The following is an 18,291-nucleotide window of genomic DNA, read 5'->3' on the forward strand; positions in this document are numbered from 1 at the left end:
TGAGCCAGGCTAAGGCACAACTGGCTCAAGCCATCTGATTCTTCACGCTGCATTCAGCTCTCCTGGCGTCTGGTGCTCCTAGACGTCTCTCTCCCCGCGCGGCGAATGCTGTGCGGGTTTTTTTATGGCCCGCGTTTTACCCCGCGAGCTGTGATTGCCCGGGGCGTACCAGGCTTGCCGAGCTTTTTTAGGCGCGAGCGGGTAAGGTCGCGGCCGTGCTGCTTGGCCTCCGTGGTCTTAACTTCAGCTAGGCAAGCGTTTGGATCTGAATGAGTAGGGTGATGTGATGCAACTGTCTGGGCGCGGTGTGGCGCTGTCGATTATCGCCTCGGTGTTGTTTGCCCTGGTACCTGGCTATGTGCAGTTGTTGGCTCCGCTTGATGGCTTGCAAGTGTTTGCCCAGCGGGTGCTCTGGTCGTTACCGGCGGTGTTGCTGCTGGTGACCGTGTCGCGGCAATGGCCGCTGCTGCTGGCGGCCTTCGCTCGACTGCGGCGTGAACCGTTGCTGTTGGCCAGCCTGCCTGTGGCTGCATTGCTGATGGGGATTCAGTGGGCGCTGTTTGTCTGGGCGCCGCTGTCCGGACGCATGCTGGAAGTGTCGCTGGGGTATTTCCTTCTGCCGCTGGCCATGGTGCTGGCCGGCCGGGTGTTCTACGGCGAGCAACTACGGCCGTTGCAGCGTTTGGCGGTGTTCTGCGCCTTGCTCGGCGTCGCCCATGAGCTGTGGCTGACTCAGGCGTTTTCCTGGGTGGTGATGGTCACGGTGCTGGGCTATCCGCCGTATTTCATGCTGCGCCGCTGGATGCGTCTGGATGCCTTGTCCGGGTTCGTGCTGGAAATGCTGTTTATGGCCCCGGTTGCGATCTACATGGTTGTGCAGTGGGGGCCACCCCAGCTGTTTAGCCAAGCCCCGCAGCTGTGGTGGCTGCTGCCTGGTCTAGGGCTGCTCAGCGCGCTGGCGTTTGCCGCGATGATGGCGGCCAGTCGGCTGCTGCCGATGGGGTTGTTCGGCATTCTCAGTTATGTCGAGCCAGTGCTGCTGTTTCTGGTCGCGTTGCTGTTTCTCGGTGAGCAATTTGATGCGGCCCAATGGCTCACTTATTTGCCGATCTGGTTGGCTGTGCTGCTAGTGGGCTGGGATAGCGCGCGCCTATTGATCAAACAACGGCGCAGCGCTTCGTTTGCCGAGCAGTAAGGCGGCTCAGTCCAGCACGTTGCGCAGCACTTCGTAAATGATGCCCGTAGCAATGGCCACCAGCACCACGTCAGTGCCGGTTTGTTTCCACTCATAGCCGTCATAGCGCGGTAGCTGGCCAAGTAGCCGGCTGTCGAAGTTTTTCGCAATGCCAGGTGGCAGTGGTTTGCCACGCGCGAGGTTCTTGGCGATGCCAGGCGGCAAGGCGCGGGTTGGGCCGATCAGGTTGCGGTTCTCGCCCAGCACGATGCGTACCCGGCCGATATCAATCGACGGGCCGTTGAGGTCAACGCGGATGTCACTGTTATGGCCGCCCTCTTGTTTGCCTGGGTGATCATGTTTGGGCGCCGCCATAGCGCTTTGCGCTGTGAGTGTGAATGCCAGGGTTGCGCTGATTAACAAGGCTTGTCGCAGGTTATGCATGATGAACTCCAAGGCCCACGAAGGCGGGTTATATGCTCAATTTGAGCGACTTATTTCGGCTTGGTTCAGGGGCCGCGGTCGCTTTATTGCACTGAATATGCAAAGTCACTCGGCCGCAAGGCCGGAAAGCGGTAGGCTATGCGGCTGATTTTTTGTTTTTCGTCGAGGTTACCCCCGTGTTTTCCCAATTCGCCCTGCATGAACGCCTGCTTAAAGCCGTGGCTGCGCTGAACTTTATCGAGCCCACCCCGGTGCAGCTGGCGGCCATTCCGCTGGCGCTACAAGGAAAAGACCTGCGGGTAATCGCGCAAACCGGCAGCGGCAAGACCGCCGCCTTCGTTTTGCCCATGCTTAACCGCCTGCTCGGCGATGGCGCTTCTTCGCCGCGTATGAGTGTACGCGCGATGATCCTGCTGCCGACCCGCGAGTTGGCCCAGCAGACGCTCAAAGAAGTTGAGCGCTTTGCGCAGTTCACCTTCCTTAAAGCCGGTCTGATTACCGGGGGTGAAGACTTCAAGGTGCAAGCCGCGATGCTGCGCCGGGTGGATATCCTGATCGGCACGCCAGGCCGCCTGATTGAACACGCCAACGCCGGCAACTTGCTGCTCGATGAAGTTGAAGTGCTGGTGCTCGACGAAGCCGATCGCATGCTCGATATGGGCTTCAGCGATGATGTGCAGCGCTTGGCCGAACTGTGCAATGCCGAACGCCAGACCCTGCTGTTTTCCGCCACCAGTGGCGGTGCCGGGTTGCGTGAGGTGGTGGGCAAGGTGCTGAAAGAGCCTGAGCACTTGCAGGTCAACAAGGTTAACCAGCTCAATGAAGGCACTCGTCAGCAGATCATCACTGCCGACCACAACCATCACAAAGAGCGTCTGGTCGACTGGTTGCTGGCCAACGAAACCTACGAGAAGGCGATCATCTTTACCAACACCCGGGTGCAGGCTGACCGCCTCTACGGCAAGCTGGTGGCCAAGGAATACAAGGTGTTCGTGCTGCACGGCGAGAAGGACCAGAAGGATCGCAAGCTGGCCATCGATCGCCTCAAGCAGGGCGCCGTGAAGATTCTGGTGGCCACCGATGTGGCGGCGCGCGGCCTGGATGTCGACGGCCTGGACCTGGTGATCAACTTCGACATGCCGCGCTCCGGCGATGAGTACGTGCACCGCATCGGGCGTACCGGCCGTGCGGGTGCCGAAGGTCTGGCGATTTCGCTGATCTGCCACAACGACTGGGCGCTGATGTCGAGCATCGAGCGCTACCTCAAACAGCGCTTCGAACGCCGTAATATCAAAGACATCAAGGGCATCTACCAGGGGCCGAAAAACCTCAAGGCGTCGGGCAAGGCTGTTGGCCCGAAGAAGAAAAAGATCGACCCGAAAACCGGCAAGAAGATTGTTGCGAAAAAGCCTGCCGCCAAGGCGCCGAGCAAGCGCAACACCATCAATAAGCCCAAGGCCGATGCGCCCGTGCTGGTTAGCCAGGACGGTTTGGCGCCGCTTAAGCGCCGTACGCCAACGGCCGAGTAACGCCATGGCGCGCTGGCTGTGTTGGCTTGCTGCGCTGTTTATTACCGCGCAGGCGCAGGCGGCAGTACACAAATGTTTGCAGGCGGATGGTGTGGTGCTTTACACCGACCAGCCCTGCAGCATTGCGCAGAGTAACCTGGCCCTGAGCGTCAGTGACTACGCCAGTTATCCACCTTGGCTGCACGCGGTTGCAGCGCTCTGGCACGAGCGCCTGCAGCCGCTGTTGCTGGGGTTTGAGCTGTTGCCGCTGCTGGCGGCGCTCTACGGGCTGATGAGCCTGGTCTGCTTTTTTGCCTACTACCGCGATAAACAGTTCGCCATCAAGGGGCTGCAGCGCACGCCCGAGGCGCGCCTGCACCTGTATGAAGTACTGGGTGGCTGGCCTGGCGGGTTGTTGGCGCAGCGCCTGATTCGTCACAAGAACCGCAAACCGAGTTATCAGTTGGTGTTCTGGCTGATCGTCGCGCTGCACCTGGCCCTTGCCGGGCTGGTGCTGTGGCTGATCAATGGGGCGGCCATAGGCTAAGCGACGGCGGATTGCCCGCCGTCGTTTGGCTGAGGCTTACTTCGGTACGATCAGCACCTTGCCCTCGCGCTCACCGCTGGCAGCCGCTGCCACGGCTTGTTTGATCTCACTGACGTCATAGGTCGCGGCAACGCGGGTGTGCAGTTTGCCGCTGGCAATCAGCTGCACCAGTTCGCCAAACACCTTCATTTGCTCGGCCTGGCTGGCATTCTGGAACCATTTTGCCAGCCAGAAGCCGCGCAGGCTGACATCCCGGAATACAAAGGACGACGGGGACACTTGGCACGGCTGGCGGCTCATCATGCCGTAGTTAACCAGTACGCCGCCGTCACACAGACTGGCCGCCAGGTGATCAGTGGCCTCACCGCCTACCGCATCGATACCCAGACCGATGGCTGCGCCGCCGGTGGCTGCGCGTACGCGCTTGGCCAGATCCGGGCCATCGACCAGCACCACGTCACCGCCTTCGGCTGCAACGCCGGCGACGGCCGACTCGCGGCGCACCACGTTGACGGTCTTGAACCCGCGCAACTTGGCCAGTTGGATCAGGTAACTGCCGACGCCCGAGTTGGCCGCGTTCTGGATCACCCAATCGCCGGGTTTGAGATCGACGAACTGGCTGAGTAGCAGGGAGGCGGTCGGCGGATTGACCGTGAGCATCGCCAGTTGTTGTGAATCGGCCTCCGGTAAGGGAATCAGCTTATTGGCGGGAGCATTCAAATGGCTGACCCACGTGCCGCATCCCACTGGGAGCAGGACCATCTGGCCGACTTTCAGGTTGCTGACCTCGGCGCCCAGCGCCTCGACTCGCCCGACGCCCTCATTGCCTCCGATCGCCGGCAGCGGCGGCAGCATGCCGTATTCGCCGGTAAGGGTGAGGACGTCGGAAGGGTTGATGGGGGCGGCCAGTACTTTGATCCGTACCTGACCTGCGGCGGGCTCTGGCAGTTGCAGCTCAACGGCGGCGATCACCTCGTGCGGTTGCGGGCCGCGTTGTTGGTATTCGGCTTTTAGCATTAAGGCATCTCCAGTGATGAACTACTGACTTGGGTGGGAGGAGTCTAGCTCTGTGCGGGCCTGGGGCGATTAATGCGGATTAATCGATCTCAGTGATAGGCCGATGCAAGGCGAGTGGATAGCCAGCTATGCTGGGCACAGGTTTAACTTAGGTACTGCTATGAAATGGCTGTGGGTGTTTTTTCTGTTGGTATTCAGCTTGATGGCCTCAGCGCAAAGCCTGCGCGTAGGCTTTGGTACACACAAGCCGCCGTATATTTTTGAGAACCAAGCACGCGGCCTGGAATATGACATCGTCATGGCTGCCTTGCAGCGTGGTGGCTTAGAGCCTGAGGCGCACTACGCCCCCATGGGGCGTTTGAATTTGATGCTGAGCAAGGGCCAGCTAGACGTTATTGCCACTACGAACGAGCGCAGTGGAGGTGCGATTTTTTATTCCGATGCCTATATCCGTTATCAGAATGTCGCTGTGGCTCTGCGCTCGAGAAACGTGAATATTCAGCGCGTCAGTGACCTGCTCAGCTACTCGGTGAATGCCTTTCAGCAGGCACGTTTTCTGCTCGGCAGCGAGTACCAGAACATGGCTGAAAATAATCCGCGTTACCGTGAGGAGGCTTTTCAGATTGCCCGCAATCGTATGCTCTACAGCGGGCGGGTTGATGTGGTGGTGACGGATATGCGCATCCTGCGCTATTTCAACCATGAGGTGAGGGGCCAGGTCGATGTGACCCAGGCGCTGAGCATTTATCCGATTTTTGCGCCCACCGATTACAAGCTGGGTTGCCAGCAGCAGGCCCATTGCGCGCGCTTCAATCAGGGCTTGGCGCTGCTTAAACAAAGCGGCGAATACGCGGAAATTGAGCGCCGCTACGCGATGTACTGACGGCAGCTGATGCGCCGTCAGTAGCCCAGCCGCTTAGGGCGTGGGAACGATCTCGTCCAACACTTCCTGGGCGGCCAGTAGTTTCGTATCCGACTCAAACGGTGTTCTGCTGACGCTGAAATCGACGATTTCGATGGCGCCCTGGCCTTGTCCTGTCAGGTGGAAAGAAAACGCCTTGCGCGCGGCCGGGTTGTCGAACGTGAAGCTGATCTCGATGGGCTTGTCGCGAGTGAGCAGCGGCAGTTCGGGTATCGGCAAGTCTACGTCGCGGTCGTATTCCTTGGTTTTCAAGTGCAGTGTGGCACCCGGCGTGGCCATGCTCAGTGCACGGATTTTAAGGGTCACCGTGGTCTGCGTGTCTTTACCCAAGGTCAGGTACTGCGCGCCCACCAAGTTGTCGGTCCAGTCATTGCTGGCGCCGGGGGTGAGCGTGATCGGCTGCGTGTTGGCGAACTGGTAGTGTTGTTCGGCCTGACCGCTAGTCAGTGATTGATCGAGCAAGCCTGCGCGTTGGCTTATCAACCGCGCCGGTTTACCGCTGAAACGGCCCAGGTAGCGTGCGCTGTCGGTAATAAAGCCAGGGCTGGCGTAGCGCCGGCAAACACTCTGGAAGTCGCATTCGGTCAAGGTGCCCTGGCCGTCATGCTGGCGCAGCAGGCCATTGGTGTAGGAGATGATTTCGCGGCCTGTGGTGTAGTCGCGCAGCAACGAGCGCCCGGCAATGTTACTCGGCACGGGAAAGGCGAAGTAATCGAGCACCGAGGAAGTCAGGTCAACATGGCCGTATACGCCTTGCTTGAGGGCGGGCAGTTGCGCCTGTTCGGGGGCCAGTAGCAGGTTAAAGCCCCAGGCTGAGGCTAAGCGTACGTTTTCCAAACCATGGGATTCGTCCGAGGTGATGATCACCAGGGTGTCCTTCAGCACGCCTTGCTTTTCCAGCGCCGTGAGGAAGTCGGCGACGGCATCGTCCAGGTAGGCAATCGCCGCCAATTTGCTATTGGGCTGGCGGTCCAGATAGACCTGCGGGGCAGAGTAGGGTTGGTGGGTGCCCACGGTCAGCAGGGTCAACATCCAGGGTTGCTGCTTTTTACGCAGCTGCTGCACGTAAGTTAAGGCGCCCTCGAAGTAGGCCTTGTCGTCCATGCCCCATGGGAAGTCTATATAGGGCTTATTTTTGAACCAGTCGCGGCCGTGGGTTTGCTCGAAGCCCATCTGCGGCATGATCTGGTCTTTGGCCATAAAACGCAGCCCGGCGCCCTGCAGGAAGTGCGTGCTGAGGCCGCGCTCGCGCAACTGCGCGGGGAGGCACTGCTCACTGCGCTGCCGGTTATTCAGCAGTTCGACGCCTTTAGGGGTGCCGGTGTCGAGTTTGTTGTAATCACCACAAAGCATGGCGTAAAGGCCGCGGATGGTCTGGTGACCGTGCAGCACATAATCGGTGGTGAGCATGCCGCGTTCGGCCCATTGGCTCAGGCGTGGCATCGGGTCTTGTGCATAGTGGCTGCCGATGGCCTGGCGACTGCCTTTTATATAGGCGCCGGTCACGCCTTCCAGGGTAATGATCAGCACATTGCGGGCGCTGCCGGCCTGTTTGAGCAGGGGCGTGCCATTCAGGTCGAGTTGGTTAAGGCCGCTGATATCGGGTGGGCTGCTTGGCTCATCCGCCGCCAGCCAGTCGGCTAAATATTGCTGGCCGTTACTGGCGCTTTCCGCCAGTAGCTTGTGCGGCAGGTTGAACTGCAGCCATTGGTCCGCCTCGCTGGGTTTGAATTGCTGGAAGGCGCCATGTACGGCAAACAGTGACAGCGGCAACAGCAGCCAGCGGCGCGCAGGTGGCGCGCTATGGCGTGGCGTCTGCATACGGCGTAGGCCTAGATAGAGTGCCACCAGCACAGCCAAGGCTGTGGCCATTAGCGGCTGGCTCAAACCGGCGCCCTGGGTTGAATGGCTGACGAACTGTGGGTCGGCCAGGTAGTGCAAATCGGCAGGTCCCGGCATGCGCCCCACTGCGCTGACCAGTTCGGCGTTGCCCAGGGTGAAAATGCACCAGACCACCAGCAAGGGAACGCTCAGCAGCCAGGTGCGTTGGTGCAGGGTGATCAGCAACACGCTGCCAATGGCTAAATCAGACAGGTAGCCATAGCCGTGTGACCAGCCCAGCGTGTAGCGGCTGAGTAATGGCAGGGCAAGGAGTAGTAAACCGAGGATAAACAGGGTGCTGGAAGGGTGTCGCAGCCAATTGCAGGTAACGCGCACGGGTACTCCTGGGACGATTGCCATCGATCAGCAACGGCAATGCCGAATCAGCCGCAACATGCAGGCTGCCATGATTCTGAAACAAGGTTGTGCTAAGCGCCAGAGCGCGGCGCGCAAATAGGCAAAACAACTGGGTGTGGGGCAGGGGGAGGTGATGGATTATGCAATGGCCAGCGCCTTGTCATTGCGAGCAAAGCGCTGCATGGCCAGAGAGTGCTACTTTTTGCCGATGGTGATCTGCTTGCTGGTGCCGTACACCTGGCCGCTGACGCCTTTGGCAATTTGCTGGATTTCCCCGCCGGACTTCAGGAACGCTTCGATCTGTGTATCGATCGAGGCACTGGTTTCCACGGCTGGCGCCGGCTTGGGTTTGCTGTTGGATGCTTTTACGCGCATGACGGCCATTAACCTATTTAAAAATTAATTTGGCCGAGCATTGTACTCGAAATACTTGACAATTGCTTGATAAATAAATCTCAAATGCGCTAGGCGGCGGCGCGATAACGGCATTAATAGTCTGTTTAGTTATCGAATATGCCAATAAGTGATTGTTTTAATGAGAATAGATAATTAATACCGGGCGTTCATATGGGGCCTTGTTGGCGCTTGGCCCGCTGGTCGGATTGCCTCGCAAGGCGGTCAGGCGAAGGTATTGCATGCCCAGTAGGTCGAGAAATTCGGGGGCGACTCGGCTAGAATGCCGGCCTGGTAATGAGGGTAGAGCATCATGGCGGTAATTGGACGGATGAATAGTTTGCAGGTCGTGAAGCACACCGACTTCGGCCTGTATTTGGATGGCGGCGCGGATGGCGAAATCCTATTGCCCAAGCGCTATATTCCGAGCGACACCCCAAGTGAAGTAGAAGACTGGTTGAACGTCTTTATCTACTTGGACAGTGAAGACAAATTGATTGCCACCACTGAAAAGCCAAAAGTGCAGGTGGGTGGGTTTGCCAGTTTAAAAGTTGTGGATATAAATCGAGTGGGCTTATTCCTTAATTGGGGTTTGCCAAAAGATTTATTACTGCCGCACTCCGAAGAAAAACGTCCGCTGCAGGTCGGTGATTACTGTGTGGTGCACGTATTCCTCGATAAGCGCAGCAAGCGCATCACCGCCACGGCGCGCCTGGATCGTTATCTGGATAACGTGCCGGCGAATTACACGGCCGGTGAAGAAGTTGATTTGCTGGTGGTCGAGCCTACTGATATGGGCTTCAAGGCCATCATTAACGGCAAGCACTGGGGCCTGATCCACAAGAATGAGCTGTTCAAATTTATGCGCAGCGGCATGCAGGAAAAGGGCTTTATCAAGGAAGTACGTGCCGACGGCAAAATCAGCCTGAGCTTGCAGCCGGTGGGTCAGGAAGCGGCTAGCAGCCTGGGCGAACAAATATTGAGCAAGCTGCGCGAACACGATGGCGTGCTCAAGGTGAATGACAAAAGCTCACCTGAAGAAATTGCCGCGCTGTTTCGGGTCAGTAAAGGTAACTTCAAGAAAGCCATCGGTGGTTTGTACAAGCAGGGTCGCATCGTGATCCACGAAGACTGTATCGAACTGCCCGGCGAGTGAGTATCCGTTGCGCCACCGCTCAGTAGAGCCTGCTGCATAACCCGTTGCGAGGGTAATGCACGTGTAACGCGAAGCTCGCAGGTTCGGTGCCTATTCCCGCGCCAGTAAAACAAAGCCAGCAGCGATGCTGGCTTTTTTATTGCGCAAGTTTTAACTGATTCTCCGCCTGTTCGATGTCGGGCTGGACAGCCTGTCGCGCCGGTCTGTCGACTTAGCCATAGGTTTATGGGCTGGCATACAATGCGAAGCATGTTTTTTGCCTATAGGTGGTGATGCAATGCTGTTACGGCATCTGCGGTATTTGTTGGCGGTTGCTGATCACGGTGGCTTCACGCGCGCGGCAGAGGCGTTACACGTTTCCCAGCCGACCTTGTCGCAACAGATTCGCCAACTGGAAGAGTCGCTCGGCGTCAGCCTGTTCGACCGAACTTCGCGCACGGTCAAACCCACTGATGCAGGGCTGGCCTATATCGAATCCGCCCGCCGGGTGCTAGTGGAGTTGGCGGCGGGGAAGCGGGCGCTGCATGACGTTAAGGATTTGTCCCGCGGCTCCCTCAGGCTGGCTATGACCCCAACCTTTATGGCCTACCTGGTCGGGCCACTGATCCGCGATTACATCGCGCTGTATCCGAATATCCATTTACAGATATTCGAGTTGTCGATGGACGACATCGAAACGGGGCTGGCCAATGATTCGTTGGATATCGCGATTGCATTTGATCAAGTCAGAAGCGCTGACATCGAGTCGATTCCGGCGTTTATAGAAACCTTGGGGCTGATGGTTGGGCGTGATCACCCGCTCTATGATGCTCAGGCCACGCTGACTACCGATCAGCTGGCGCAGCTGGAGTTTGCCCTACTGACCCCCGATTTTGTGACCCGCACCTGCATTGATGAGTTCTTCGCGACGGCGCGGATCACGCCCAAGGTGGTGATTGAGGTCAACTCGGTGAATACCCTGCTCGAGGTTATTCGGCACACCGCCGTTGCCACGATTTTGCCGGAAGCCATTGCCACGCAAGACCGCGCGTTGCGCAAGCTTGCATTAGTGGCCGAAGCGCCCCAGCGCGGGGCCGCGCTGCTGCGGCGTAAAAATAACTACCACAGCGCTGCATCAGACGCCTTTACCCACTTAATGCTGGGGGCGATGAAGGAGGGCACGCCCGGGCGCGAATAGCGCGCCAGCCGTTAGCGAAACAGGTAAGCGGCCTGTGACAGCCGCTGCAGTTGAGCACTGGGGTAAAAATCTTTAACAGGCAACCGGGTTTCAAGCGGCAACGGCTGAGCGAGCATGCACGGCGCAGGTCGCTGGGTAGTCGGCCAATGCCTTGAAGGAGCGGTTGTCGTCGTCCAGCGCGTCGATTGAGCCGCTTTCAATGTCGTAGACCCAGCCATGCAGGTTCAACACACCTTTTTCTTGAGCCAGGCGCACGCTCGGGTGGGTTTGGATGTTCGCCAGTTGGGCGATGACATTTTCCCGCACCATTGAGCTGACTTTGGCCGCGTCATTGGCATGCACACGCGACTCGTTGATGACCTTCGCCGACTCGGCATGCTGCAACCAGCCGCTTACAGCGGGCAGGTGGTCCATGCATTTACACGTGGCGACCGCGGTCATGGCGCCGCAATCGGAGTGGCCGCAAATAACGATATCGGTCACCCCCAGTACCGCGACGGCATACTCGACCGTCGCCGACACGCCACCCGGATGCGGGCTGTAGGACGGCACAATATTGCCGGCGTTACGAATCACGAACAGTTCCCCGGGTTCTTGTTGCGTCAGCAGTTCCGGCACCACGCGGCTATCGGAGCAGGTGATAAATAAGGTGCCTGGGTGCTGGGTGGTCGCCAGGTGTTTGAATAGGTCGGAGCGTTGTGGGAACGCTTCGCTCTGAAACTTCAGAAATCCGTCAATAAGCGCTTGCATAGGATGTACCTGTAAAAATCTGCTGGATTGTTGGGCTATGAGTCGCTGCAGCCGGTGCCATACAGGCGGTATTGCAGAACATGGACGTCACCCTGTGAGTCACGGTAGGTCATTTCGGCTGGCGTCGGCCCGCAGGTGTCGGCAGCCGAAGTCATGCGTATCACCTTGGCGATGTCTAAGTGCATGCCGTATGTGTAGGCAACGGCTGGCGCTGGCGTGACTGGTTCTTCGGCGTAAGCCGACAGCGAGGCTGCCAGTGACAGGCCTAAAAGTAGGATTTTGTTCATGAGCCATCCTCCGCATAAATGGGTGGCAGTGGGGATCAGGTCAATTTTGGGATCGGGCCCGCAGGGGGCGGGCCGATTCAGGGACGCGGCGAGGTTAGAACGGGCGCAGGGGCAGGAATTTGCCATCCAGAGTGATCACTGCGCGGGAACCGCCTTCGGGGTCCTCGACCTTCTTCATGTCCAGCTTGAAGTTGATCGCGCTGATGATGCCGTCGCCAAACTGCTCATGCACCAGGGCTTTCAGCGTGGTGCCGTAGATCTGGATCATTTCGTAAAAGCGGTAGATGGTCGGGTCGGTCGGAATGCCCGAGAGGCTGCCGCGCAGTGGGATGATTTGCAGGCGGGCTACCGCATCGGCATCCAGTTCAAGCTTGTCGCCAATCACTTTAGCTGCGCTTTCCGGCAGTGGGTGCTGGCCGAGCAGGGCGGCGGTGACGTAAGCCAAGCCAAGCCCGGTGCCGTCAGCCAGGTCCTGCCAGGACAGGTTTTTGCGCGCCTTGGCATCCAGCACTTCGGTGGTCAGGGCGAGGCTTGGGTCGTTGTAAGCGTGCGACTGTTGCATGGTGTGGCTCCTATCGGGGTTGCTTGGTGTGAAGCAATGATCGGCCGATAGATGCATAGCGTACAAGACTGATATGCAATGCTTTGCATAAGTATTGCCTATAGATTAAGGCGCAGGTGAGCGGTAGCGCTGAAGCGCAACTCAGGCTGCAGATGCCATGGAGCGCAGGGCCAAATTGGTGGGGGGGCGAGGTGATGGTTGTTGTGGAGGGCCGGTTGCCCGAGCCTTAGTTGCTGCCAAACTGCGAAAACGACGCCGGTCGGCTGGGCTTGGTTTTTGGCGGCACTGAAATTCTGCCGGCATAACGCCAATCCCAAGGGGCGACTATGGACTCGGCTGGAAGCCGCCAAAGGCCTTTACCCATTTTTCTGGCCAGGGTTTCGGCATCTTTTAGCCTGTAGTCCTTCAACTGCGGGGTGTAGGCCCAGGCTGCGCCTTGTTCGACCAAGCTGTAATTCACGTCTACGCCGCCGATGAAAGCGCGCGCCAGCGTTCTGCCGTAGCGATCCACTTCTTGCACATGCAGGAGAACCTGTTTTTCTAACACCAGATCAGACAGCGCCTGCTTGGCTTCAGTGCCATAGGGCTGCTTTCTTTCCGGTGCGTCAATTTCCGCAAGGCGCACTCGCAGCCGTTTGTTATCAGTGCTCAGACAGCTAAAGGTGTCGCCTTCGCTAATGGTCATCACCCGGCAGATCAACTGCTCAGCAAGCGCCAGGCCCGGCAGGCAGGCGAGAAGGAGTAGAGCGATACGGATAGTCATCTGGTTGGCGATGCTCACGCGAATGCATAGCTGTTGATAGTAATAAATGCCCGCCGGGTTAAGCGGGACGGGTATCGCGAAACAGCACGGCGGGTTGTGCGAAGTGCTGATCCTGCGTTGGACGCTGGGGTGGCTTGTGCTTTCCAGTAAACCGAGGATGATTGCTCATTATTTGAGCAATTAAGCCGCGTGCGGATGTTCTGTCTGGAGCAATGGTCGGAACCGTAGGCGGGCTGGTGTTGCCAAACCTTCAGGTTCGTTTCGCGCCCATGGCGCAGAGGGAGTAATGACGATGCGCAGATATGTGCTCAGTTTGGTGACTTTGCTGATGGTGACTTCGCTGTATGCCGAGCCGCAAGCGCCGCAGACACTGCGGGTCATTCCGAAAACCTATATCAGCCCTGGTGCCAGCGGCAGCATTGGCAGCTCTCAAACCATAGAAAATCACAACCTTTATGGTGGGCAGCGGTTACCCGAAGGGCTGCAGCGCCACGAGCAACGCTACGGCAGTCAATCGCTAGAAAACCGTGGCGCGATCAAGCAAACGATTGAGTACCCCAATGGTTACCGCATACAGCAGTACCCGGGCCAGAGCACGCACTCGGAAGAACGCAGCCGCTAACTCAGGCCGCTAGAGCCAAGCTCCAGCGCAGCGCTAAAAAGGCCAGCAAACCCAGCGGCCCAAACATCAGCGTCAGCACATAGCAGGGCAGCAGAGCCCAGTGGCTGATACCCGCGATGGCTCCTTCGTGGCGGATATACAGGCCCACCATCAGATCGAACGCCAGAATATGCACCCACGCCGCCAATGCAGCTGTGGGTTGGCGCAGCAATGAGAGCACGCCACCCAGGCTGAAGAAGCCTGGTTTGCCAGTGCCAGGTTCGGGGCGCTGGCGCATGGCGAAAAACAGCAGCCAGCTGTAGAGGAGGGCCAGCACGACCACGCTGAGCCCCAGTACCAGTTCATCGGTATAGGGCCAGGCTGGCAGGCAGATCAGCATCAGCCAACCGCCCAGGGCGATCAGCGATGTCAGTTTGAACAAAGGTTTCAACGGGGCCATGGTTGTGCTCACTGGGCAACGTGTGAGCTCAACCATAGCGGATGCGGCGATTGCTGCCTCTAGGTATCAGCGGCTGAATACAACGTCATCAGCTGGCGCGAGGGCCAACTGATGCGCATGGCTTATGGCTTCTTGCCCCAGAGTTGCTCCAGGCGTTGGTCGCGGCCGCAACCGTTGCGGTAGTAGGTGTAGCGCAGCGGATTACGCTGGTAGTAGTCCTGGTGATAATCCTCGGCGGGGTAGAAGGTCCCTGCGGGGAGGATTTCTGTGACCACCGGCGCCGGTAAGCGCCCGGATTTATCCAGGGCGGCTTTGGATGCTTCAGCCAGCTGCTGTTCTTCGGCCGTGCTGTAGAAGATTGCGCTGCGGTACTGCGAGCCGCGGTCGCAGAACTGAGCGTTGGCGGTGATCGGATCGATGGTTGGCCAGAAGGCCTCCAGCAGTTGCGCATAGCTGGTTTTGCTTGGGTCAAAGCGCACGCGCACGGCTTCAATATGCCCGCTATTGCCGGCTGAAACCTGCTCGTAAGTGGGGTTGTCGACATGTCCGCCGATATAGCCGGAGGTGGTTTCAATCACGCCAGGTACTTTGTCGAAGTCCGATTCGGTGCACCAGAAGCAGCCGCCGGCAAAGATCGCTACCCCCGGGTTTTCCACCGTTGTTGTGTTGGCTTGCATGGGGGCTTGGGGGGCCTGCGCCGCAGTGGGTTCACAGGCGGCCAGCAGGCCACCCAGAACAAGCACAGCGCTGCCGAGCAGACGGCTGCGCCAGTGGGACGTAATGTGAGTCATGTTTAGCTCCGCAGTTCGGGTAGGGGCTCGTCTTTGGCAACAAAGCGCAGGGCTACACCGTTATTGCACCAGCGTTCGCCACGAGGCTTGGGGCCGTCATCAAACACATGGCCCTGGTGGCCGCCACAACGCGCGCAGTGGTATTCAGTGCGTGGGAAAAATAGCTTGAAGTCGCGTTTTTGGCCCATGTGCCCGGCAATCGGCTGGGTGAAGCTGGGCCAGCCGGTGCCGCTTTCATATTTATCCTGGCTGGCGAACAGCGGCAGGTAGCAGGCGGCGCAGATATAGGTGCCGTCGCGTTTTTCCTGATTCAGCGGGCTGCTGCCGGGGGCTTCCGTGTCTTCCTCGAACAACACAGCATATGCCTCGGGCGTTAGCAGGTCACGCCAGGCGCTGTGCGGCTTGTCCAGTGGCGTGATGGTGCTGGCGATGGCTTGCGCCAGGCCGAGCGGGGCGTGACTGAGCAGGGGCAGGGCTGGCATCAGGGCGATTGCCTTGAGCAGGGAGCGTCTCTTCATGGCAGTGCTCTCAAGTGGGTGTGGCCAATAGACCCACGCAACGCCGAGTTGTTACAGCGTTGTGGGTCAGGGCGGATAATTTTCCAGCTGCAGAGTGTAAGCGAAGATATACCGCAGGATTAGACGATGGGCTGGGGGCTTGCTGTATTGACGCCGTCATTGATGACGATGCAGTTACGTCCGGCGCTCTTGGCGTGATACAGGCGTTGGTCGGCGCGCTGCAGCAGGTCTTCCCAGTGCTCGTCGCGGCGCATCATCGCACCGCCAACCGACATGGTCACCGGGCCGCCCGGCCCGCGCAGGTGTTGGCGAACCTGTTGCTGAAGGTTTTGGGCTGCGGCCAATAGGCCGTCGCTGTCGGTATTGGGCACCAGCAGGAGGAATTCCTCGCCGCCGAAGCGGAACAGACGATCCTCCTTGCGTGAGGCATTTTTGATCAGCTCGACAAAGTCGATCAGCACCTGATCGCCGGCCTGATGGCCATAGTTGTCGTTGACCCGTTTGAAATGGTCCAGGTCCATGGTCAACACGCCATAGCTGTTGCCGTGACGCCGATTTAAGGACGCAGCGATCTTCAGCTCCTCGTTCATCGCCCGACGGTTCCGAGCGCCGGTCAGCGGGTCATGGATGGCCAGTTGCTGCAGTTGATCGCGCTGGCTGCTGGTGCGATAGGCAAAGACGAAGCTGAGAATGCTGGCCATCATGCTGGTAACCAGAAACGACACCATCTGGTAGTCGCTTTCGAATACCGCGCCAGGGTTTAGCTGGCCGTAACCCACCAGCGTCATGAGCATCAGGATAGTCGCGACTAAAGCCTTACCAGACGACACCATAAAGAAGTTGAACAGGATCAGCGGATAGATCCAAAACAGGCCGTTAACGCCCAGGTTGATGGCGATCAGGGTTGCCGCAACGGAGAAGATGCTGGCCAGGTAGATGCCCGGTTTGACGGTGTCGCTGGTGCGCCAGGCGTAAAGCACCGCAAGCACCGTGGAGGTGACAATTACCGTATCGGCGGCGCCCACCAGGTAGTTGCCGGTGGCCAGCCGGTACACGGCATAGGGGCTAATACCAATGACGCCAAAAAGGCCCATCAGCGTAATGATGGACAACTGAAAGTCGTTACGCAGGCGTCTGAATAACCGCGATGTGCGCATAGGGAAAGACCCTGTTGTCGTTGTTATGGCTTAAGCATGCAGAGCTTGGCCTGACGATAGCAATAGTAAAGTTGAGCAAAGTGCCAGTATGGGTGCCGTCGCGCGGATAGCGCCTGGCTAACCGGGCAGCCGCCCGTTAAGCCTGGTGCAGTTGGGGTTGCCCAGGGGCGCGAGAGAACGCCTGCAGGCTCTTGCTGCGCTGATAACGGCTTAGGCGCTCGGCTAGGGGCTGGGGCAGGTCGCTGCAAGGGGTAAAACCCTGGCGCCGATAGAAATCGTGCAGCTGTGGGTGGCAGAACAGCCAGACCGGCGTGGTGCAGTGGGTGAGGGCGGCTTCGATCAACTGACGTGCGATGCCTTGTTCGCGCATCGGCGAGGCCACCAGCAAACTGGTCAGCCAGTGACCGTGTGCGACGCTTTGCAGGCACAGTGCTGCAACGATGTCCGGATTTTCGGCGACCCAAAGCTGTGCGCCTGGCGTGGCGCGCATGGCTGAGCGTTGGCTGCGGTAGAACTTGTCAGCAAGAGGTTTGAGTGGGGCGGGGAGTTGGCGGTAATACATAACGGCTAGCAGTAGTGGGGGGATTGAAATGCCTGAGTGCAGCCTGATGCCTGCCTCAGGCGATTAACTCAGGGGGTAGCTGCGTGGCTGCCGAGCAGGGTTTTTGCACCGTGCTTGCCTTTTTTATCCATGCGTTTTTCGCTGGCTGTTTTCAGCGGCTTTTTCTTTGCTTGTTTCTTTGAATCCATGCCTTTGCTCATGATCTTCACCTCTGACAATGTCGTGGTTGAATCGTCTGGAGCGGGCCAGCTCGTCGCGCTAAGGCGAGGCTGGTGTTTTGAGTCTACGCCGATGCTAGCTGAATAGTTGGAGCGTTATCCGGCTCTGGCTGCGGTGTGTGGGTTCGACTGGTTAACACTTCACCTGCAAAATCAGCGGCTGGCGGTGACAGCCTGAGTTTACCGCCGCATCATGGGCGGCCTGAGTCGAGTGCAGCGTAGCGCTTTGCGGTGGTGAAACCTAGGTCGAGACATTGATGGAACAAGCACTGATTTATGCCGGCCACAGCGTGCCTGGGCGCGTGCGTGAGCACAATGAGGATGCGCTGTTGTGTTGCCCGCAGTTGAATCTATGGGCGATTGCCGACGGTATGGGCGGGCATCAATGCGGTGAAGTGGCCAGTGCGTTGGCCTTACAGGTGTTGCAGGCAGGTTGTGCCGAGGGCCTGGGTTTGGTCGAGGCGGTGCAGGCGGCCAATCAGAAAATTCTCGCGGTGGCGCGCGCCGATGAGCAGCGCGGCATGGGCACGACCCTAGTGGCGGTGCATTTCCAGGGGGCTGAGTTCAGCCTGGCCTGGGTGGGTGACAGCCGCGCCTATCGCGTCAGTGCCGGGCATATCGAACGCCTCAGTCACGACCACAGCTGGGTGCAGACGATGATCGATGCCGGGCAAATGAGCGCCGAAGAAGCGCGTCACCATCCGCAGCGCAATGTCATCCTGCAGTGCCTGGGCCGAGATGAACAGCCGCTGCAGGTGGGTGTGCTGCAGGGCTCGCTGGGTGAGCAGGAGTTGCTGTTGCTGTGCAGCGACGGCCTGACCGGCGAGCTTGATGACGCACAGATCCAGCAGCTATGCAGCAGCGCGCAGACCCTTGATGAACTGGTGAGCCAGCTGCTGGCGCAGGCTAACGAAATGGGCGGCAAGGATAATATCTCCTGTATCGTGCTCGGCCGTGAAGCGCCCCCACCCAGCGTTGAAGTCAAACCCCGGGGGCTGCTCAGCCGTCTGTTTACCTCCCGCAAGCCCTAATCTGCCGATGTGCAC

21 protein-coding genes and 2 pseudogenes are annotated in these 18,291 nt (G+C 58.8%); 9 read left to right on the plus strand and 14 right to left on the minus strand.

Annotated elements, in window-relative coordinates:
- The first annotated feature begins 286 nt into the window (after positions 1 to 286).
- Complete coding sequence (rarD, locus tag SOP97_RS04975; protein WP_322948434.1) at positions 287 to 1,195, plus strand: EamA family transporter RarD; 909 nt, start codon at positions 287 to 289, stop codon at positions 1,193 to 1,195.
- A gap of 6 nt (positions 1,196 to 1,201) precedes the next feature.
- On the opposite strand, the gene SOP97_RS04980 is transcribed toward rarD, so the two are convergent.
- Positions 1,202 to 1,618 carry an anti-virulence regulator CigR family protein gene (locus SOP97_RS04980; RefSeq protein ID WP_322948435.1) on the minus strand — a complete coding sequence of 139 codons (417 nt, stop codon included), beginning with the start codon at positions 1,616 to 1,618 and terminating at the stop codon, positions 1,202 to 1,204.
- A gap of 176 nt (positions 1,619 to 1,794) precedes the next feature.
- On the opposite strand from SOP97_RS04980, the gene SOP97_RS04985 reads away from it, so the two are divergent.
- From SOP97_RS04985 to SOP97_RS04995, 3 genes and pseudogenes are all read left to right on the plus strand, one after another.
- Complete coding sequence (locus SOP97_RS04985) at positions 1,795 to 3,147, plus strand: DEAD/DEAH box helicase (RefSeq protein ID WP_322948436.1); 1,353 nt, start codon at positions 1,795 to 1,797, stop codon at positions 3,145 to 3,147.
- A 4-nt stretch (positions 3,148 to 3,151) separates the two neighbouring features.
- Positions 3,152 to 3,256, plus strand: a pseudogene (locus SOP97_RS04990) (hypothetical protein); the annotation flags it as partial.
- Positions 3,257 to 3,385: 129 nt separating this feature from the next.
- A pseudogene (locus tag SOP97_RS04995) lies at positions 3,386 to 3,673 on the plus strand (DUF1294 domain-containing protein); the annotation flags it as partial.
- A 36-nt stretch (positions 3,674 to 3,709) separates the two neighbouring features.
- Here SOP97_RS04995 and SOP97_RS05000 read toward each other — a convergent pair.
- Positions 3,710 to 4,690 (minus strand): zinc-dependent alcohol dehydrogenase family protein, encoded by a 981-nt coding sequence (locus SOP97_RS05000; protein ID WP_322948437.1) that lies wholly within the window; start codon positions 4,688 to 4,690, stop codon positions 3,710 to 3,712.
- A gap of 160 nt (positions 4,691 to 4,850) precedes the next feature.
- Between SOP97_RS05000 and SOP97_RS05005 the strand changes: the two genes are divergently transcribed.
- Positions 4,851 to 5,573 (plus strand): substrate-binding periplasmic protein, encoded by a 723-nt coding sequence (locus tag SOP97_RS05005; RefSeq protein WP_322948438.1) that lies wholly within the window; start codon positions 4,851 to 4,853, stop codon positions 5,571 to 5,573.
- A gap of 33 nt (positions 5,574 to 5,606) precedes the next feature.
- On the opposite strand, the gene SOP97_RS05010 is transcribed toward SOP97_RS05005, so the two are convergent.
- Positions 5,607 to 7,829, minus strand: a complete 2,223-nt coding sequence (locus SOP97_RS05010; protein WP_322948440.1) for an LTA synthase family protein — start codon at positions 7,827 to 7,829, stop codon at positions 5,607 to 5,609.
- Positions 7,830 to 8,045: 216 nt separating this feature from the next.
- A complete protein-coding gene (locus SOP97_RS05015) occupies positions 8,046 to 8,234 on the minus strand; it encodes a hypothetical protein (protein WP_274086866.1) in 189 nt (62 codons plus the stop codon).
- Positions 8,235 to 8,556: 322 nt separating this feature from the next.
- On the opposite strand from SOP97_RS05015, the gene SOP97_RS05020 reads away from it, so the two are divergent.
- Complete coding sequence (locus tag SOP97_RS05020) at positions 8,557 to 9,399, plus strand: CvfB family protein (RefSeq protein WP_322948442.1); 843 nt, start codon at positions 8,557 to 8,559, stop codon at positions 9,397 to 9,399.
- A 277-nt stretch (positions 9,400 to 9,676) separates the two neighbouring features.
- Positions 9,677 to 10,576, plus strand: coding sequence for a transcriptional regulator CynR (cynR, locus tag SOP97_RS05025; RefSeq protein ID WP_322948443.1), 900 nt, complete (start codon positions 9,677 to 9,679; stop codon positions 10,574 to 10,576).
- A gap of 90 nt (positions 10,577 to 10,666) precedes the next feature.
- Here cynR and SOP97_RS05030 read toward each other — a convergent pair whose 3' ends face one another.
- From SOP97_RS05030 to SOP97_RS05045, 4 genes are all read right to left on the minus strand, one after another.
- Positions 10,667 to 11,326, minus strand: coding sequence for a carbonic anhydrase (locus tag SOP97_RS05030; RefSeq protein WP_322948444.1), 660 nt, complete (start codon positions 11,324 to 11,326; stop codon positions 10,667 to 10,669).
- Positions 11,327 to 11,361: 35 nt separating this feature from the next.
- Positions 11,362 to 11,613: a DUF2790 domain-containing protein gene (locus tag SOP97_RS05035; protein ID WP_322948445.1), complete on the minus strand. Its 252-nt coding sequence runs from the start codon at positions 11,611 to 11,613 to the stop codon at positions 11,362 to 11,364.
- Positions 11,614 to 11,707: 94 nt separating this feature from the next.
- Positions 11,708 to 12,175: a cyanase gene (gene cynS, locus SOP97_RS05040; RefSeq protein ID WP_322948446.1), complete on the minus strand. Its 468-nt coding sequence runs from the start codon at positions 12,173 to 12,175 to the stop codon at positions 11,708 to 11,710.
- Between the two features lie 226 nt (positions 12,176 to 12,401).
- The gene (locus tag SOP97_RS05045; RefSeq protein WP_322948447.1) at positions 12,402 to 12,956 is read right to left on the minus strand and encodes a thermonuclease family protein; all 555 of its coding nucleotides are present in this window, start codon (positions 12,954 to 12,956) and stop codon (positions 12,402 to 12,404) included.
- A 268-nt stretch (positions 12,957 to 13,224) separates the two neighbouring features.
- Here SOP97_RS05045 and SOP97_RS05050 point away from each other — a divergent pair, with 268 nt between their 5' ends.
- Positions 13,225 to 13,560, plus strand: a complete 336-nt coding sequence (locus SOP97_RS05050; RefSeq protein ID WP_322948448.1) for a hypothetical protein — start codon at positions 13,225 to 13,227, stop codon at positions 13,558 to 13,560.
- Between the two features lies 1 nt (position 13,561).
- On the opposite strand, the gene SOP97_RS05055 is transcribed toward SOP97_RS05050, so the two are convergent.
- The 6 genes from SOP97_RS05055 to SOP97_RS05080 all read right to left on the minus strand — a co-directional run bounded on the left by SOP97_RS05055 (position 13,562) and on the right by SOP97_RS05080 (position 17,227).
- Positions 13,562 to 13,999 (minus strand): abscisic acid-deficient protein Aba4 family protein, encoded by a 438-nt coding sequence (locus SOP97_RS05055; RefSeq protein WP_322948449.1) that lies wholly within the window; start codon positions 13,997 to 13,999, stop codon positions 13,562 to 13,564.
- 122 nt (positions 14,000 to 14,121) lie between these two features.
- Positions 14,122 to 14,790: a peptide-methionine (S)-S-oxide reductase MsrA gene (msrA, locus tag SOP97_RS05060; RefSeq protein ID WP_322948451.1), complete on the minus strand. Its 669-nt coding sequence runs from the start codon at positions 14,788 to 14,790 to the stop codon at positions 14,122 to 14,124.
- A gap of 2 nt (positions 14,791 to 14,792) precedes the next feature.
- Entirely contained in the window at positions 14,793 to 15,308 is a 516-nt protein-coding gene (msrB, locus tag SOP97_RS05065) for a peptide-methionine (R)-S-oxide reductase MsrB (protein WP_322948452.1), read from the minus strand.
- Positions 15,309 to 15,427: 119 nt separating this feature from the next.
- The gene (locus tag SOP97_RS05070; protein WP_411912024.1) at positions 15,428 to 16,420 is read right to left on the minus strand and encodes a GGDEF domain-containing protein; all 993 of its coding nucleotides are present in this window, start codon (positions 16,418 to 16,420) and stop codon (positions 15,428 to 15,430) included.
- Positions 16,421 to 16,601: 181 nt separating this feature from the next.
- A complete protein-coding gene (locus tag SOP97_RS05075; RefSeq protein ID WP_322948454.1) occupies positions 16,602 to 17,027 on the minus strand; it encodes a GNAT family N-acetyltransferase in 426 nt (141 codons plus the stop codon).
- 68 nt (positions 17,028 to 17,095) lie between these two features.
- The gene (locus tag SOP97_RS05080) at positions 17,096 to 17,227 is read right to left on the minus strand and encodes a hypothetical protein (RefSeq protein WP_274086853.1); all 132 of its coding nucleotides are present in this window, start codon (positions 17,225 to 17,227) and stop codon (positions 17,096 to 17,098) included.
- A gap of 275 nt (positions 17,228 to 17,502) precedes the next feature.
- Between SOP97_RS05080 and SOP97_RS05085 the strand changes: the two genes are divergently transcribed.
- The gene (locus SOP97_RS05085) at positions 17,503 to 18,276 is read left to right on the plus strand and encodes a PP2C family protein-serine/threonine phosphatase (protein ID WP_322948455.1); all 774 of its coding nucleotides are present in this window, start codon (positions 17,503 to 17,505) and stop codon (positions 18,274 to 18,276) included.
- Positions 18,277 to 18,291 lie beyond the last annotated feature (15 nt).

The sequence above is a fragment of the Pseudomonas spirodelae genome, from assembly GCF_034653255.1.
GTDB classification, from domain to species: domain Bacteria; phylum Pseudomonadota; class Gammaproteobacteria; order Pseudomonadales; family Pseudomonadaceae; genus Aquipseudomonas; species Aquipseudomonas spirodelae.